This window comes from Ruegeria sp. HKCCA6837, from assembly GCF_013034475.1.
GTDB lineage: Bacteria > Pseudomonadota > Alphaproteobacteria > Rhodobacterales > Rhodobacteraceae > Ruegeria.
The window spans coordinates 1-18,064 of sequence record NZ_WQGD01000033.1; the positions used below are offsets into that span (position 1 = coordinate 1).

11 protein-coding genes and 1 tRNA gene are annotated in these 18,064 nt (G+C 56.5%); 4 read left to right on the forward strand and 8 right to left on the reverse strand.

The window, feature by feature from the left end; genetic code table 11:
• Nucleotides 1-1,074 precede the first annotated feature (1,074 nt).
• Nucleotides 1,075-2,502, reverse strand: a complete 1,428-nt coding sequence (locus tag GOV91_RS21725) for a metallophosphoesterase (protein ID WP_171237020.1) — start codon at nt 2,500-2,502, stop codon at nt 1,075-1,077.
• A gap of 181 nt (nt 2,503-2,683) precedes the next feature.
• On the opposite strand from GOV91_RS21725, the gene GOV91_RS21730 reads away from it, so the two are divergent.
• Both GOV91_RS21730 and GOV91_RS21735 read left to right on the forward strand, forming a co-directional pair.
• Entirely contained in the window at nt 2,684-5,773 is a 3,090-nt protein-coding gene (locus GOV91_RS21730) for an AAA family ATPase (RefSeq protein WP_171237021.1), read from the forward strand.
• A 24-nt stretch (nt 5,774-5,797) separates the two neighbouring features.
• Nucleotides 5,798-6,541 carry a nucleoside 2-deoxyribosyltransferase gene (locus GOV91_RS21735; RefSeq protein WP_171175784.1) on the forward strand — a complete coding sequence of 248 codons (744 nt, stop codon included), beginning with the start codon at nt 5,798-5,800 and terminating at the stop codon, nt 6,539-6,541.
• Between the two features lie 47 nt (nt 6,542-6,588).
• On the opposite strand, the gene GOV91_RS21740 is transcribed toward GOV91_RS21735, so the two are convergent.
• The 4 genes from GOV91_RS21740 to GOV91_RS21755 are packed head-to-tail and all read right to left on the reverse strand — an operon-like array spanning nt 6,589 to nt 12,198.
• The gene (locus GOV91_RS21740; RefSeq protein WP_171237022.1) at nt 6,589-7,626 is read right to left on the reverse strand and encodes an ACP S-malonyltransferase; all 1,038 of its coding nucleotides are present in this window, start codon (nt 7,624-7,626) and stop codon (nt 6,589-6,591) included.
• Nucleotides 7,623-9,812 carry an alpha-ketoacid dehydrogenase subunit alpha/beta gene (locus GOV91_RS21745; RefSeq protein WP_171237023.1) on the reverse strand — a complete coding sequence of 730 codons (2,190 nt, stop codon included), beginning with the start codon at nt 9,810-9,812 and terminating at the stop codon, nt 7,623-7,625. The genes GOV91_RS21740 and GOV91_RS21745 overlap by 4 nt, the downstream gene beginning before the upstream one ends.
• An 11-nt stretch (nt 9,813-9,823) precedes the next feature.
• The gene (locus GOV91_RS21750) at nt 9,824-11,026 is read right to left on the reverse strand and encodes an acyl-CoA dehydrogenase (protein ID WP_171237024.1); all 1,203 of its coding nucleotides are present in this window, start codon (nt 11,024-11,026) and stop codon (nt 9,824-9,826) included.
• Complete coding sequence (locus tag GOV91_RS21755; RefSeq protein ID WP_254440761.1) at nt 11,026-12,198, reverse strand: pyridoxal phosphate-dependent aminotransferase; 1,173 nt, start codon at nt 12,196-12,198, stop codon at nt 11,026-11,028. The genes GOV91_RS21750 and GOV91_RS21755 overlap by 1 nt, the downstream gene beginning before the upstream one ends.
• A 98-nt stretch (nt 12,199-12,296) precedes the next feature.
• Between GOV91_RS21755 and GOV91_RS21760 the strand changes: the two genes are divergently transcribed.
• A complete protein-coding gene (locus tag GOV91_RS21760; protein WP_209940322.1) occupies nt 12,297-13,202 on the forward strand; it encodes a LysR substrate-binding domain-containing protein in 906 nt (301 codons plus the stop codon).
• A 96-nt stretch (nt 13,203-13,298) separates the two neighbouring features.
• On the opposite strand, the gene GOV91_RS21765 is transcribed toward GOV91_RS21760, so the two are convergent.
• From GOV91_RS21765 to GOV91_RS21775, 3 genes are all read right to left on the reverse strand, one after another.
• Nucleotides 13,299-14,795, reverse strand: a complete 1,497-nt coding sequence (locus GOV91_RS21765) for an aldehyde dehydrogenase family protein (RefSeq protein ID WP_371732354.1) — start codon at nt 14,793-14,795, stop codon at nt 13,299-13,301.
• An 18-nt stretch (nt 14,796-14,813) separates the two neighbouring features.
• Entirely contained in the window at nt 14,814-15,920 is a 1,107-nt protein-coding gene (locus GOV91_RS21770; RefSeq protein ID WP_171237026.1) for a saccharopine dehydrogenase family protein, read from the reverse strand.
• A 174-nt stretch (nt 15,921-16,094) separates the two neighbouring features.
• On the reverse strand, nt 16,095-16,964 hold the full coding sequence (locus GOV91_RS21775) for a hypothetical protein (protein ID WP_171237027.1): 870 nt from the start codon (nt 16,962-16,964) through the stop codon (nt 16,095-16,097).
• Between the two features lie 181 nt (nt 16,965-17,145).
• Here GOV91_RS21775 and GOV91_RS21780 point away from each other — a divergent pair.
• Nucleotides 17,146-17,221: transfer RNA gene (locus GOV91_RS21780), tRNA-Thr, on the forward strand.
• Nucleotides 17,222-18,064: the final 843 nt, after the last annotated feature.

An 18,064-nucleotide genomic window follows, 5' to 3' on the forward strand; every position in this document is an offset into this window, starting at 1 on the left:
CCCACCAGTCCCCGAAACTCTAGTCCGAAATGGCCCAGAACACGGGGGCTAGACAAAAGCTTCGCCGGACAATCAAAACTTGAATTATAAGTTGTATGCAAATGGGCGAAACATTCGCGTTGTAAACTACTGGGAGGCGAATGCTAAAAGCAAAAATAGCAACCCGGCATGGAAGATGTACACCAGCACTACTGCGGGAATGCCACCGCGCATCGCTGCGTACTTTAAGGTGGACCCTGACGCGTGTGTTGACATGCTGTTTCCCACAACCCCACCGCCGACACTACAACCCGGAGCCGCTGCTGGCGTTCATTACTGTTTAGGACGCTGCAAAAATCCACCGATCGTGAATACAAAATAAGTCGGCAACATTCAGCGGCGGACGAGCCTCCCTTTTCAGGCTCCCGCCGCGAACACTGGTTGCTAAGCGAGGATCAATATGCGCGTGGACGAGGCTCATACTGTTGTTCTGCTGGCTCGGTCTCGGACTGACCAGTAGGATGATGGGATCATCATCATCCGGACAGCGGCGCGCATCGTTCAGCCAGAGAAGCGGGTCGCAGACTACACGCAGTTCGTGTGCAGGTCTGAAAAGGTTTGCCTCAATAAGTGTGGACTGGCCCCGGAAGGTATCGAGACGGCGTAGATCGCGATCCATGTCGAGGACAAAGCAAATGTCTGCCTGATCAAGCGCCAACCCAGCCCACGCGAAGCCAACCGGGGTTCGTTACCAAATTATCTGCCATTTATCGAGAATCCGCACTCCTAGCTCAACCAATCACTGTCCGGCTTGAAACGGGTCAATATCAGCCGCCTCATGCCCCGGAGCTGCACCGCAGAAGTGTGATCGGCGCACCGCTTTCTCTTGAAACCCAGTTTCCATAAGCTCTACACAACGTGACGCAGTTTTTTGTAACTTCTTAAAATCAAGTATGAAACTTGATCGAAAATCCTCGTGGCGGTGGTTCGTTTCCGCCCCGGTACCTTTTTTGGCTGAACTTTTAAGTGCTTTCTAGATGGTCATTTCGACCTTGGGCTGCACGGCTTCGTGATGCTCAATTGATCTTAGGCCCATTAACCCTGTCCTGTACTGTCTTTGCCTTTAAGGAAATCGGCTAAGCGCGCGTTGTGCTGTTTTACAGCTACGGCTGCGGCCTTGGAGAAATCCGACCAGGGCCATTTCTGGGAGTCAACGGATTTGGACAGTTGCGCAAATAGCGGGTTATCCGCTTCGTCTTGGTTCTCGGCGATTTGGACCGAGACGCGATAGTCCGATGTGTCGTGGCCCTCGTTATACATGCGCAACGAGGCGAGATTGGCGTCCTCGTCAATCAACACGATTGCGCCTCCGATAAGCGGTTTGACTTCGGGGCTGTCGACAACCCAGCCGCCGCTGTTGTAGGCGGCGAAATTTGGCACAAAAAAATGTTCCAACGGCATGACCGATTCAAAAGGTTTGTGCGTGTGGCCAAATACAAGAGAAACTTGTGAAGGAACGCTCGGGCCGAACTCTGATTTTATTTGCTCTTGAACAGGGATCTGCATGAACCGTTTGACGCCTGCTCCGTCGTCGCTGAGTAGGGTATCGGTCTGCCCACGTTCAAAATAGTCGGTGACCAGCGCGCTGACCATTTCGCCGACGCCATTGGCAAGTGTCTTCCCGGTCGCGCCGCCCTTTTTCAGAACTAGATTTCGGGCAGCACTGCCCAGCAGTGATCCAATCGCTTTGGGGCTGTTTTCAGTATTATAGACGTTTTCTTCGTCGACCCCGATGTGCCCAGATCGGCCCAGAACCGACCAGACGAAATCGATCCAGGCAAAGTTCTGCGCTTCCCACGCCTCCATCGTCTCGGGCGGAGTAGTCTTTGGGTACAGAAGATCTGCGAACTCACTGACCATCAGATAGGCGTCTTCGATGAAGTGCCCATGGCTGACCACGATCAGCCTGTTCCCGGACGTGATGGCGAAGTTTGGATAAACGGTTTTGATCCGGGTTTCTGAAAGCCAGGGAAGGCTGTGTGTGATTGCATTCACGAAATAGCTCGGCACCCCTTGCGGGTCGCGCATCGGAGTGATGTGCGGTGGGCGGGGCAGGGGATTGCTCCAATCGGCGGAACTCAAAGACTCTGCATATTGGCGTTCTCGACAGGTTTCCCACAGGTGATGGTCGTGATTGCCGGGAATGAACACAATCTCGGGGTCGAAAAGCCGGGCGGCCGGGTCTTCCGGCATGGTCAGTTCAAGAAAGTGCCGAAACGCCATTGCAGCGACATTTTCGGTGCTGAAGGCCAGATCAAGAATGTCGCCATTCAGAATAAGCGTTGGCAGTCGGTCGCGTGAGTTTTCGTTGATCAGGTGCCTCAGGCAGTTCGCCAGGTGGATAAGAACATCGCTTGGGTGCATCGGGTCTACTTGCCCGTTGGTTGCGTCCAGACGGGTTAAAATACTGTTATCCGCCCCGAAATGCATATCCGAAAGACAGACATATCTGATGTCGCCCATAATCCACCCAATATATATGTTTTAATAACGTTTTGTTGCCTCGTGCCCGTCTTGAACACGAGGGCTGACTATTTCTGAGAGGTATCACAAAACTTGACCTAGTGACACCTTTGCGTGTTTGTTTGAACAATAGCTTGCTTTTAACTAGACTGTTTTTTCATTTTTGCGCGCAGGTGACCTTATGGCAAAGACCTCCGCTGGTACTCATAAAGACTCTGGACTCAGCGGTGAGAGGCGGCGGCTTGTTCTTGCTTTTGTCGATGTTGTGGGCTCTACCGAGCTAAGCACCAAGATGGATTCCGAAGATTTCGCCGATCTTATGTTGGCGTTTCAAAAGTTCGGAAGTGCGGCATTCGAAAAATTCGGTGGAAAAATCGCGCATTATCTGGGTGATGGGCTTCTTGTTTATTTCGGGTACCCACAAGCGCAGGAAAATGACGCAGAACGGGCCGTGCGCGCGGCTTTTGAGATGCTGGAGGGGTTGGGCCAAGTCGGTCAGTCCCGGCTTAAGGCGCCGCTGCAAGCGCGTGTCGGTATCCATGCCGGGCCAGTGGTCGTCGGACAAAGCAGCGAAGGTCTGGGTGACATTCTATTGGGTGAGACTGTGAATGTCGCCGCACGTATTCAATCAGCAGCATCGCCGGGCACGATCTTCACCAGTGAATCCGCACTGCATTTGCTGAAAGAAAAGTTCGCTTCAAGACCCCAGCCACCGGTTCAGCTGAAGGGGATTGCAGACAAAGTAGTTCTTCATCAATTGCGCCGATCCGCGGCGGCAAAGCGATCTGCGGTGCGGCAAATGAATGCTCTGGTGGGTCGAAGTGAGGAGCTGTCCGCGCTAACCTCAGAATTTGGGGCGGTTCTAAATGGCTCTAGGTCCAGTGTGAGCATCGTTGCTGAGCCCGGATTGGGAAAAAGTTCGTTGATCGACAGGTTTCAGGCCGGTCTTAATGAAACGCCGCATACCTGGCTTGAGGCCAGGTGTGATGTATTGCAGACCGGCGCGGCCCTGCATCCGTTCATCGAATTGGCTTTGAAAAGTCTGGGGATTGCAGATCCACAGGAAACTGAGGACGCCGCGTCCCGGTTGCAGGACGGTTTGGCAGCTTGGGACGATAGGCCGGACAATGCGTTTCCCGTCATTGCCAACCTTCTTGGTATCCATGTGCCGGAATCCTCAGAGCTGGCGAACGAGAGCCCGGAAAGTCTGCGCAAGCTGACGTTGGAAACCTTGGTGCGCTGGATCGAGTTTCTGTCTAATCAGCGCCCTGTCGTTTTGGTTTGCGAAGATTTGCATTGGAGCGATGCGACGACGATCGACTTGCTGAACTTGATGTTGGAGAGGGATACGCCTGCGAAGGTCCTGTGCGTCGTCACTTCGCGACATGCCAAAGACGGGGTGGCAAAGAAACTGCTTGGCCGCGTTATCGAACTGGCGACGCTGGAAGACACTGAGGCGCATGAGCTCATTCGCGTGATCGATGACGCTCAGCGTCTCAGCGCCGAAGACATACAGCAACTGATTGATCGGGCACAGGGTGTGCCGTTGTTTCTGGAAGAACTGACGCGACAAGCGCTGCGTGATGAGGCCGGGCGTCATTCCCTCATACCAACATCACTTGATGGTCTGGTCATGCAACAGCTTGACCGTCTGTCGGGCAACGCGAAAGGTACCGCTCAGGTGGCTTCTGTTCTGGGGCAGGTGTTTGATCGGACGCTTCTGGCAGCGGTCTCGGAACTCGACGCCGATGGATTGGATGCGGCGCTTGACCAGCTACTGGAGGCTGATCTTATCCGGCGGCATGAAGGTCAACCAGACAGCTATTTCTTCCGCCACGCCCTGACCCGCGATGGGGCTTATGGCACTTTGCTGCGTCAGCGTCGCAAGGCGCTTCATGCAGTAACGGCAGATCAGTTGACGACCCAGTTCAGCCGGCAAGGAGGCATGGCTCCGTCTGTGGTGGCCTACCATTTGCTTGAGTCCGAGCAGTTCAACCCAGCTGCGGAGTGGTTCAAAAAAGCAGGTCGAAGCGCAGCAAAACAGGCTGCGGTCGAGGACGCCGCAACGCTGTACAGGCGCGCGCTAGAAGCGTTGGAAGGCGCACCGGAATCGCCCGAGCGCCACGTCTCTGAGCTGTCGCTACAGATATTGCTGGGTAACGCTTTGATGGGAGTGCGCGGGTTTGGATCAGATGAAATCGTTCCGGTATGGGAACGTGCGCTGAGCATAGCAGAAACGCTAAAGGACTATGATGAGCGGTCCTCGGCACTGAATGGGTTGGCGGCCTATTGGATTGGGAAGGGCGACTGCGGCAAAGCCTGTGACTTTGCGCTTCAGATATTGTCGTGGTCAGAACCTGCCAATCATCGCATTGGGTTGCTTCGGGCCCATTCTTCACTCGCAAATGCGAAGTTTCAGATCGGTGATGTACAAGACGCGCTGGACCATGCGGAAACGGCGGTCTCGCTATATCAACCCGAAGATTTTGCAAATGTGACCTACGGTGTCGGTACCGATCAGGGTGTTGTGGCCTATGGGGCTGCTGCGGCCTCGCATTGGTGGTTAGGGGCGGCGCAAACCGGTCTCAGACGGGCATGTCAGGGGGTTGCCCTTGCCGAAGGGCTTGAATCCGCCCTCAGCCTTGCCGCCGCACGCTCTTATCTGGCGCTCATTCATCATTACCGAGGGGATGAGGCGTTGGCTTATGAGGTCGCGGACGAAACAGTCATGTTCTGCACTAATCTTGGGATACCGTTTTGGCAAGGGTTATGCCTGCTGCTGCGCGCGGGTCAAAAGATTGATCCGCCTGCCAAACGCCTGCAAGACATCGAAGCAGGGCTTGGCATCCTGTCCGGCAGCGGCAGTCAGTCTGCTGTGGGTCTGGGCTTTGCCATTATGGCCAGCGCGCAGGCGGATCAGGGCAACCCCGAGATTGCGCTGGGCGTGTTGCAAACAGGCAGCCAGATGTCGGCGATGTTGGGTCAGCATTTCTGGGACGCTGAACTGAAACGTCTGTTGGGTGTGGTGCAGGCAACGATGGGTGACCGCACCGCAGCGGTCGAAAGCCTGTCCGAAGCTGTGGACCTGGCACGCGGCAACAATGCCCGCTCGTTGGAATTACGGGCTTTGCTAACGCTGGATGACGTACTTGGAACCGAGGATCGGACCACCCGAAATCGGTTGGCGACTGTTCTCAAGACACTCGAGCCCGGAACAGACACTCCGGATGCGCAAAGGGCATCCCGCGTTCTTACTGCCGTTAATACCTGAAGTTTATTTGTGGAGCTTTTTCAAATGTCAGAACAGATCGTTTATTGCTCGGGGCCGATGTTCAGCGTCGGGGATCTTTGGGAGCAGCAGAACATTGCCGCCGTGCTTGAGGCTGGGGGGTTCACAACCTATCTACCGCAGCGAGACGGGCTTGAAGTCGGCAAGCTGATGGCTTTGCTTCTTGATCCCCAGATTTCATCGCAAGAAGGGCAAATCGCGCTCTCGATCGTGCGCAAAGTCACTTATTCGCTGGATATCTATCAGTTGATCGGTCGGTGTACGTGTTTGGTTTTCAACATGGATGGGCGTGTGCCTGACGGGGGCAGTCTGGTTGAATCCTCTATTGCCTATGCGGCCGGCAAACCGATCGTGATCTACAAAACCACACCGATCACAATGCTGGCCGGGACCGACAATCCGATGATCGAGGGGCTGTCCACCAGTTGGACCTATGTTCATGACACGATCGATATCGTTCCGGCCTTGCAAGCCCGTATTGCGGCGCAATCCGATGCGGACTATGTATATACCCCGCCTCCGGTAGTTGGCCTTGTGCTTGAGGTCGGGGCAAGCGTCGCGGACAAAAACTCAAAACTGCGACAAATCCTGGCGGCCATCTCTGCTGCGCCAACAGGACCTGACGCGCTGAAAGAGGCCAAGGCGCTGCTGGAATGGGCCAAGACGGACAAAGCCTTTCAGGCGGCGTTTGGGTCCGGCCAAACAAGCTTTCTGGGGTCTGACGGTCAGCACAAACTCGTCAACCTGTAGCGGTATGTCCCGCTAGCCAAAGACAGAAACCAAAAGAGAGCGCAAGGCTAGGTGACTTGTGCTCTTTGATCATCCATCCCCATTGAAACCAGAAATGGTGCGGTGCGTTGCGCGCTTTGGAAGGCGGCCTTGTCACCCAGCCCGTCCCAATTGCTGAGGATTAGGGATTGCGCCACAGCCCCGCCCAACGTGGTGCCGGGGCCGGTGACGATGAACAGATCCGGCGCGAACTCTCGAGCGGCCTGCGCAATCGCATGGGTAAAGTCGTAGGTTTCCGTGACCTGATGACCCAATGTGTAGTCCCACAGCGCGTGCGTGTCACAAGCTCCGGGCCACCAGATATGGCCACGCCCGTCGATCATTGGAAGACCGGGTTGTTGGAAAAGATCTACACCCAGTCGCGCGCGACCCTGTGCGGCGACGGGGGCTTGAAGGTGCGAATGAAAGCCCGCGTGATTGGCCAGGCCCAAAGGGAAACGCTCCTGCACCACCGGTACGGCTTGTTCGAACGCGGCTAGCCCGGCCTCATCCCCGGCCAGCACCAACATTCCTCCCAGATCAATCGACAGAGTCAGCGTTGCGCTCGTGCCGTCGATCTGGTCGATCAGAGCCATCAACTCGGCCTTGCGGGCTGGATCCGGGTGCCAATCCGCGTTCAGAAATGGATAAACCAGTTGCCCGCCAATCATGTTGTCCTGCATCAGCGTGCCCATTGTGTTGACGACCTCGAACCCACCTTCGGCAGTCAACGCACCCGCGCAGGCCAGGGCCGAATACCAACCCATCGAGTTACCCGTCACCGCAACCACGTCGATCTTGTTGCGGTCAATGGCACGGAAATCGCCCAGCGTCGCAGCATAGATCAGGGCCGAGGCGTTATCGCCGCGCGTATGTTTCGCAACTGAATACCGCGCTGCACCGTCCAGCTCAGTCAGAGTTTCCTGTCCCTGTGCGCTGCGCATCTGGTCGAACCGCGCCAACAAAGCCTTGTCCGAGAATTGCCGCCCCAACACCCCCAGTTCGGGTTTGTTATACGTGCCCCGACCGGGGCATATGACAACGGCGGTCTGTTTTTCTTGGATCATACCTCGGTCTCCATCAGGCGCCGCGCCGCAGCCTCGACGCTGTCCTTTGACGGCATTGTGGCGGCATAGGCAGGGCCGGTTGCGATGAAGCTGTCTTCGGCCGTGATGCGGGCCAGTGGCACATTTGCAGTTTCGTGGAAATGCGCCATCAGCGCTTCGGCCACACCGCCATGGTGTCGGGTTTCGTCAACGACCAGGATACGTTTGGCCCCGGCGACTGCTTGGGTTAGCGCATCTTTTGGCAAGGGCGACAGCCACCTCAGGTCAACGATCCGGGTGTTGATACCATCCGCCTGCAACGCCTTTTGCGCCTGGTGGCTGAGATAGACACCATTGCCAAAGGTCACCATGGCAAGATCGTCCCCGTCTCCGTTCACGCCGACTTCTCCGAACCCGATGCGCTCGGACGGGTCGGGATAGGTTTGCATCCACCCACCATCGCCCGTTTCATGCAGATCGCGCATCGAATAGAGCGCGATGGGCTCAAGGAAGACAACGAGCCGCTGTTCTTCGCGCGCCAGACGGACACATTCCCGCAGCATCCGCGCGGCATCCGCGCCGTTCGACGGGCAGGCCAGGATCAGGCCCGGAATGTCGCGCAGAACTGCGACTGAGTTATCGTTGTGGAAATGCCCGCCAAAGCCTTTCTGGTATCCCAGCCCGGCAATACGCACGACCATCGGGTTGGTGTATTGACCGTTCGAGAAGAAGGGCAGGGTGGCCGCCTCGCCACGCAATTGGTCTTCGGCATTGTGCAGATAGGCTAGGAACTGGATTTCCGGCATCGGAACAAAGCCATTTTGCGCCATACCGATGGCCAGACCCAGGATCGATTGTTCGTCCAGCAAAGTATCGATCATCCGGTCGGGGCCGAAACGTGCCTGCAGTTTTTGCGTCACGCCGTAGACACCACCTTTGCGCCCGACATCTTCTCCCATCATCACGATCTCATCGTGTTCCAGCATCAGGTCGGTCAGGGTCCAATTGATCAGGCGCGACATGATCTGAGGCTCGGATTGCGCCTTTAGATCGCTGCCGAACACTTCGGCTCTTTGCTCTGGGCTTGGGCCATTGGTCGATGCACAGGGGCGCGCAGGTGGGATCAGACTGGCCATCACGTCACTTGCTGTTTTCAGTCGCGGGCGGGTGACAGCTTTGTCTGCGACACGGGCGACACGTGCGCAGGTATCGGTATAGACGCCCAAGGCGTCCTCGGGCTGCATCGCCCCGGATTGTTCCAGCAGGCGGACAGAATGCAGCAGGGGATCGTTGGCCTCCTCTGCCTCAACTTCCGACTTCGGCAGATAGGTGGTCGGCATATCCGCCCCGGCATGACCGTAAAGACGCACAGTGCGCACATGAAGGAAGGCGGGTTTGCGACGGCGGCGCACGTAGTCGGCCGCCTCTTGCGCGACGCGGAATGTGTCGAACAGATCAAGCCCGTTGCAACTGAAGTATTTCAGTCCCGGCCGATTCTGGAAGGTTGCCGCGATCCAGCCCTGCGGTGTTTTGGTCGAAATACCAATGCCATTGTCTTCACAGCAAAACAGCAATGGCAGAGGCACAGATTGGTAAGACGTCCATTGCGCAGTGTTGAACGCCCCTTGCGCGGTTGAATGGTTGGCCGAGGCATCGCCAAAGGAACAATAGACAATCGCATCATCCGGCATGTCAGCATGTTCCGGGCGGTGGCGGCGGGCCGCGCCAATGGCATATGCCGCGCCCACCGCTTTGGGTAGGTGGCTGGCAATGGTTGAGGTCTGCGGCGGAATGCACAGTGCCTTGGACCCCAATACTTTATGCCGCCCACCGCTGATCGGGTCTTCAGAAGACGAAGCAAATGACAGTAGGATATCCCAGGTTGGGCTTTGCCCCGGCACCTGATCAGAGCGGGCGATTTGAAAGGCAGCATCGCGATAATGCAGAAAGGCCGGATCGGTCGGGCGCAGCGCGGCGGCGACAGCTGCCATGCCTTCGTGGCCGGACGACCCAATGGTATAGAACCCCTGACCGGATTTCTGCATCGCGCGGCTTTGCCGATCCAGCGCTCGGCTGAGGCATTGTGCGCGATACAGCCCCACGGCCTCGGTCTGGGTCAAGGGACCAGCAGGGGTGTCACCTGCGGGGAAATCCCGCGCCGCCACGCGACGCAGGAAGTTTTCGTGCACAATGGCTGCGCGATCCATGTTGACTGTCCTTAGGCGAAGGCTTGCAGGCCCGTTTGCGCGCGCCCCAAAATCAGCGCGTGTACGTCGTGTGTGCCTTCATAGGTGTTCACCGTTTCCAGATTCACCATGTGCCGGATAACGTGAAAATCCTGACTGATACCGTTGCCGCCATGCATGTCACGGGCGTGGCGCGCGATCTCGAGCGCCTTGCCGCAATTGTTGCGCTTGATCAGGCTGATCATTTCGGGCGCGGCGCGAGCTTCGTCCATCAGGCGACCCACGCGAAGGGCGGCCTGCAGGCCAAGGGCAATCTCGGTCTGCATGTTGGCAAGTTTCAATTGAAACAACTGGGTTTGCGCCAAAGGTCGCCCGAATTGCTTGCGATCCATCCCGTATTGATGGGCGGCGTGCCAGCAGGCTTCGGCTGCGCCCATGGTGCCCCAGGCAATCCCATACCGCGCGCGGTTCAGACAGCCGAACGGACCTTTGAGGCCCTCGACATTGGGCAACAGTGCGTCTTCTGCGACCTCAACATTGTTCATCACGATCTCACCAGTGATCGAGGCGCGCAGCGACAGTTTGCCTTCGATCTTGGGCGCGGACAGCCCGGCCATGCCCTTGTCCAGAACAAAGCCTTTGATCTTGCCGTCATGTGCCTCGGACTTGGCCCAGACCACAAACACATCCGCAATCGGTGCGTTCGAGATCCACATTTTCGAGCCATTCAACACATATCCGCCGTCGGTCTTTTTGGCGACGGTCTTCATCCCACCAGGGTCCGAACCTGCGTCTGGTTCGGTCAAGCCAAAACACCCAATGAACTCGCCGCTGGCCAGTTTCGGCAGGTATTTCTGGCGTTGTTCGTCGGTGCCGTAGGCATAGATCGGATACATCACCAAGCTGGACTGGACCGACATCATCGAGCGGTAACCGCTGTCGACACGCTCAACTTCACGCGCCACAAGGCCATAAGTCACATAGCTGGAGCCTATGCCGCCGAACTCTTCGGGGATGGTGGTGCCTAACAGGCCCATCTCACCCATTTCGCGGAATATACCGGGGTCGGTTTCTTCCTTGGCAAAAGCTTCGGTGACGCGTGGCAGCAGCTTGTCCTGCGCATAGGCACGCGCGGCATCGCGCACCATGCGTTCGTCTTCGGCCAGTTGGTCTTCCAGCAGGAACGGGTCTTCCCAGGTGAAGGGGCCAAGCTGCGGACGGGATTGTGGTTTCATCAGAGTTTCCTTTCTACAGCCGATTTAAGGCGTTCAAGGCCAGCTGCTATTGTATCTAGGGCATAAGCGAAGCTCAGGCGGAAATGTCCGGGCAAGCCAAAAGCGCGACCGGGGACAAGGGCGACACCGGCTTCTTCCAGCACCCAGCCGCAAAAGTCCGCATCATTCTTGAAGGGTCCGCCGTGATCTGCAAGCAATTCCGCGCATGAGGGGAAGGCATAAAAGGCCCCATCAGGCGCGTTACACTGCAGCCCGACAACCGCGTTCAGCCCGGCAACCACAAGATCACGGCGTTGGGCGAACAGGTCGCGGCGCTCTTCCAGCAACTTCGGATCACAAGTGATAGCCGCCAAAGAGGCCCATTGTGAAATCGAACACGCGCCCGAGGTCACCTGACCTTGCACCGCCACCATCGCCTTGATCAGATCGGCGGGGCCAATCCCCCAGCCGATGCGCCAACCGGTCATGGACCAGGCCTTGGCCACGCCATTGACGATCAACATGCGCCCGACAAGTTCTGGTGCGGCTTCGGCTACCGAGGTGAACGGAACAAAGCTGAGGTGTTGATAAATCTCATCCGCCAGAACCCAGACATGCGGGTGCTGCGTCAAGACGGTGGCCAGGGCGGCGATCTCATCCTGCGTGTAGATGGCCCCGGACGGGTTCGACGGTGTGTTGAGCATCAGCCAGCGGGTACGCGGTGTGATCGCGGCCTCAAGCTGTTCAGGCAGCAGCTTGAAGCCCTGTTCCATCGGGCAAGGCAGGACAACCGGCGTTCCTCCCGCCATGCGAACAATATCGGAATAGCTGCTCCAATAGGGCGCGGGCATGATCACCTCGTCGCCGGGGTTCAGGCTGGATAGCATTGCGTTTGCGATCACCTGTTTTGCCCCGGTCGACACGATGACTTGCGCCATCTCGACCCCTGCCTGACGAGCGATCTCGGTGCGCAGATCGGGAATACCCGCTGTCGGCGGGTATTTTGTCTTACCGTCTTGCGCCGCGGCGTGGGCCGCCTCGACCACATGTGGCGGCGTGGGCAAGTCCGGCTCACCCGTTGACAGCGCCACAATATCGCGGCCATCCGCACGCAGACGGGCAGCAGCCTCGGAAATCTGCACGATCTCAGAGAGTTCGATCCCGTTTAGCCGCTCTGCACGTTGGAACAACATGTCATTTCCTTTGAAATTCAGCATGAAACTAATGCCTAAATTACTTGAGAAAAACACCTCAATAGGTATCTTTTCTGTGACTAAAGCTCATGGATGTCATGCCCAGGATCAACGCTCTTCCGTCTCTTGCCCTGATGCGCAGTTTTGAAGCCGCAGCGCGTCATGAAAGCTATACCATGGCGGCAGAGGAACTGGGCGTTACGCAGGGCGCGGTCAGTCGTCAGGTGCGCGAGTTGGAGGCGGCAATAGGTGTTACGCTGTTTCGCCGCGTTGGGCGGGCCGTTCGGCTGTCAAAAGCAGGGCGCGCTTTGCGCGAGGAACTGGCCGGCGATCTTGAACGACTGAGCGGTACAATCAACCGTGCCATTGCCGCTGGGGACGGCGCCACCCTTTTAACCATGGCAGTGTTGCCCACCTTCGCGACGCGATGGCTGGTGCCCCGCCTGGCCGATTTCAAAGCGTCACATCCAGAGATCGTACTGGACCTTCATTCCTATACGACGCCGTTTAGTTTGGAAGAGCGGCGCGTGGACGTTGCCATCCACTTTGGCCATGATGACTGGCCGGGTGCCGCGCTGCGCAAGCTGTTCCCGGAGCATCTGGTGGTCACGGCTGCGCCTGCACTGGTGGGCAGCGCTGGGCTTGACGAAAAACAAGATGTGTTCGATCTGCCGCTATTGCATCTCACCTCACGGTCCGAGCAATGGTCAGACTATCATGACAGCCTGGGATTGGGTGCGCGCGCTGTGTTTCCGGGGATGCGCTTTGATCAGTTTTCGATGCTGATCGAGGGGGCCGTTGCCGGGTTGGGGGCTGCGATCCTGCCGTCTTATCTGATCGAGGCCGAGTTGGCCTCGGGAGCCCTAGTCGAGATTGGTCAGGTCGCGAATGTGTCAGGCAGCGCGTATTACGTGGCTTTCCCAACCGGGCAAAAAAACGAAGCTGTTCAGGTCTTTTCGGATTGGTTGATAAAGCAGTCAAAGCACCGGCGATCAGCTGGCTAGCTGAATGGATCAAAATGGCCGCGCCGGGGTCTTCCTACCCGATGCGGCCAGTTCTTGTTTGCTTGAGAGGCTACTCTTTTACGAACAGCGCGGGCCTTAGATGTCGAACTTTACACCCTGCGCAAGCGGCAGTTCCGCTGAGTAGTTCACGGTATTCGTTTGACGGCGCATATACGCTTTCCACGCGTCCGAACCGCTTTCACGTCCGCCCCCGGTTTCCTTTTCACCGCCAAATGCCCCGCCGATTTCGGCCCCTGATGGCCCGATATTGACGTTGGCGATGCCGCAATCGGATCCGGCCGCGGTCAGGAACTGCTCGGCCTCGCGCATATTCAGGGTGAACACGCAAGAAGACAGCCCCTGCGGCACATCGTTTTGCAGTTCGATGGCCTCGTTGAAATCCTCATAGCCCAAGACATAAAGGATAGGCGCAAATGTTTCGGTCTTCACAGTATCGGACTGCCCGGGCATCTCGACGATCGCAGGTTCCATATAGACACCGCCGGGGACACCTTCGGTCACACAGTTGCCGCCGAACACCTTACCACCTTCGGCCTCTGCCGCCTTCAGCGCAGCTGTCATGGCTGCGCCCGAGGCTTCATCCACCAAAGGCCCAACCAGCGTGCCTTCGGCCATCGGGTCGCCGATGGGCAAACCAGAATAAGCTTTCTTTAGGCGGGCCACCAATTCGTCCTTGATCGAGTTGTGAACGATCAGGCGGCGTAAGGTTGTGCAGCGCTGACCTGCGGTGCCAACTGCCGAAAACACAATGGCGCGCACGGCCATTTCCAGATCTGCCGAGGGGCCAACGATCATCGCGTTGTTACCACCCAGTTCCAGAATGCACTTGCCAAAGCGCGCCGCGACGATGGGCGCCACCGCACGACCCATACGCGTCGAACCGGTTGCCGAGATTACGGGTACATCTTCGCTTGAAACCAGAGCCTCGCCCAAAGCCGCGCCACCGATCACGGTCTGCAACAAACCGTCAGGGGCATCGCCAAAACGGGCCAGAGCACGTTCAAAGATCTTCTGGCACGCCATTGCAGTCAGCGGTGTCTTCTCGGACGGTTTCCAGATCACCGGATCGCCACAGACAATCGCCAGCGCCGCGTTCCACGACCAGACCGCAACCGGAAAGTTGAAGGCCGAGATCACACCTACCGGCCCGGCAGGGTGCCAGGTTTCCATCATCCTGTGCCCCGGACGCTCGGATGCGATGGTCAGTCCGTAAAGCTGCCGCGACAGGCCAACGGCAAAATCGCAGATGTCGATCATCTCTTGCACTTCGCCCAAACCTTCGGAGGTGATCTTACCAGCTTCCCAGCTCACAAGCGCGCCAAGATCGTCTTTGGCAGCGCGCAGTTCTTCACCCAGCAGCCGGATCAACTCGCCCCGCTGCGGTGCGGGCACCACGCGCCAGGCTTTGAACGCAGCTTGCGACCGGGCGATGATCGATTTCATCTCAGCGGCGGGCGTTTCATGCACGTCGGCCAATACACGACCATCTATCGGAGACGTCACCTGCAAGGTGCCGCCGGTCAATTCAGCCACAGTCAGGTCCAGTTTCGAAAGTGTGGTTTCTGCAGTCATTACAACGTCTTTCATGTCTCAGGCCGCTTTGTTTTGAGGGGTTGCATCACCAGCGCGATAGAGCGCGCCAAATTCAGTCTTCAGGAAGTCGGGCAGCTTCACCTGCTCTTGCCGGACAAAGCCTTTCGAAGGCAGCGCACCCGTGCGCATCAGGTCGACAACGCCCAGAACGCCTGCGGCTGTCGTGACCTGAATAGCGCTCCAGGTCTGGCCGCTGATGTCACGGGCAAAGCTTTTGTTGATCAGTGATTTTTCACGCAGCGCGCCGTCGATCATGCCCTTGGCTGTGCAGTAGACCAGAACAACGTCCTGATCTGTACGGGGCAGGGCGGATTCAAAAATCTCTTTCAGCAAATCGCGGCGACGTTCCAGGCCCAGATCATGCAGCAGCAGTTTCAGAATGTCACAATGGCCCGGGTAACGGATCGACCGATACGAGACTGACCGCGCCTTGCCTTCAAGCGTTTCGGGCAATGTACCCAGCCCGCCCGAAGTGTTGAAACATTCGTATTCCACGCCGTCATGCCCCAGAACCTCGTAGTCTTCCAGCGGCGCGGTTTTGACCCGTTGGCCGTTCACGATGGCATCGCAGGGGTTGCAATACTCGTTGATCAGCCCGTCAGTTGACCAGGTCAGATTGTATTTTAACGCGTTGGTTGGATAGAGCGGCAGCGCACCGACCCGCATATGCAGGCTGTCGATTTCGTCAAATTCGGCGGCCAGAGAAGCGCCCGCGATACCAACAAAGCCCGGCGCCAACCCGCATTGCGGCATGAATGCTGTCTGGCTGCCCTCGGCCAAGGCGCGCACAGCGTTCGTGGCGGCCACATCCTCGGTCAGATCAAAGTAATGCGCGCCTGCCTTTTGAGCCGCCTCAGCAATCTTTGGTGTCAAAAAGAAGGGAGCCGCCGAGATTGCGGCATCAAACCCCTTAAGACTTGCGGCCAGACTATGCGCGTCGCTGGCGTCGACTTGCTTGGTGGGCACACCAAGCTTTGCAACTTCTGCCAGTGATTTCAGGTCGTGATCCGCAACAGACACGGTGTAATTTGGCGATGCTTTCAGTAGGGTCGCGGTCATCTGCCCGATTTTGCCTGCGCCTACGATACACACATTCCAGGACATTACTGTCTTAGCCTCCCAATTTATGCCTCACTTAACGATGGTTCGCAGGCTGTTCGGGTGGCAGGGTGAAATGTGACGAAACGTACAGGTATTCTGTCGTTATGACGGGTAATTCGGAGTTATGACGGATCAGAGACGGGCATCTGGGGTGCTGACTGAAACGGAGATCGAAGGCTATAACACGCGAATATCTGACATGGTGCGGATGGCTGCCACGTCCTGCGCATAAAGCTCTGTAAACGCGTCAAATATGTCCGTGTTCCACCCAGGCAAATCCAACTCTTCTTCAACCTGCTCGGGGCGCGCTTGATCCTCGAGGACTTGCGCCAATTCTTCGCGTTGGCCTTGTATATCCAAGGGTGTGCGCCGCCCAAGGATCTCCTGCACTTGTCTTTGTCCTGCGTCGGTCAAGAGCGACGTCAAAAAGGAGTACTCATCGGGAAGGGGTGTCTCGCTGGGCAGCCCTGTCATAGCCCGGACAATATCACCCCAGATCAGAGGTAGATTTTCGTTTTCCCATACGGTCAGTTTAAACTGAGGCGCAAGTTCGCGCAGGTCTTCAATCATGCTGACCCAACTGAGACAACTGAGGTCAGTGCTGGCCAGAATATCTCGTCGGTGGTCTTCGTGAATGGACATCAGTGTTTTGGGAATGAAAAGTCCAGGGTTCACCAGCCCGACAAACAGCTCAAGCTGCGCACCTTCCAAGAGGGTTTCGGTAAATGCTGTCCGCCTTCCCGCAAAAGGATAAATCTGACCATGTTGCAGCGCAGTCCGTCGGGGGCCAAAGAACTTGTCGCTCGACAGAACTACACGCTCCAGGTTGACGTCTTGTGGAAAAAGAGGGGCCAGACTGTCCCGCGTTTCGTCGATCGATGTGCCCTGGATCAGCGCGTCCGACATGATCTTGACGAATTGTCGGGACATCCGCAGGCTCATCGGAGCAGTATTCATCTCTGCCAGCATCTGTCTGTTTGCAACAAGCGACGACAAAATGTGGCCTTCATCGGTAAAGGCTGCACCGGCATGAATGATTACCTGCATGTCGACTTCCGTACCCTCACATACAATACCCAACCTCGCACATGTCCTTCGCTGTACCAGACTTATGTGGGGTTTCTGCCTGAGTGGTTTTTGCACTTTCTCAGGAAAACCGACAATACCTTAGTTCATGCTGAAAATGAGGCTTGCAGTCCCCCGCCAGAGGAAGTAATCGACTGTCAGTGCCCCTATAGCTCAGCTGGTAGAGCAACTGATTTGTAATCAGTAGGTCCGCGGTTCGAGTCCGTGTGGGGGCACCATTTTATCAATCAAAATCAATATCTTAGTCTCGCACAGTTAGAGCAACTTTTTTTAATATCTTGGACTGTGCGAAAAATGTGCGAGATTTTTATCATTTGATAAAATCATTGCGCATGATTCCTCTTTTTTGCCAGTCGCTTAACCGTTGTGAGGATTTGTGTGCCGAATTTTCGTACACCAATTAGTTGATCACCCGTTGGAGAAGAGATCATTAATCAGTTGGTCTACTTGGCAAATATTGCTCGGCGCTTAGTCAGAAACAGCTGACCTACGATGTCCCATTGCTTGGCTGACGCTTCCAACTAAGTGAATTAAAGATTTACGGCATCAATGCGGAATCACCTAGATTGCCTGAAAGCAGCGTGATCTTGAATGATGCGAATATCTGCACAATGATCGTGACCTACGACATTTCTGATCTTGTTCCGACAAGTCGCCATGCGTGCATCCCGCGTCACGACGTTGTTGCATCCGCTGACCAATGCCAAAGCAAAAATGTGCGGATCATCGCACTCACTTGGACAGACATCAAAGCAATCGTCTATTCGCGAAACTAGAGCGCTTTGGGCTGCATCGACTCTGGAGTCTGGCACAGAGCGGACACGTCCGCTGGTAATTAGTTGGCCAATTAGTTCTAGCAAGGCTGGCTTGGATCTAACTTCGGCTCGGTAATCTGACCCGCCAACCACAAGTGCGACTCGACCCGGCCTTCGCATCGCTTCGAAAAAAAATTCTGGATAGTTATCTTGGTCGGGTTTCAAGTCGACGTTCACGTCGAGTATGAACTTGTCTTTGCCCCGTAAAATTGGGCCACTACTTTGGTCGAGAGGGGGGAACAAGGG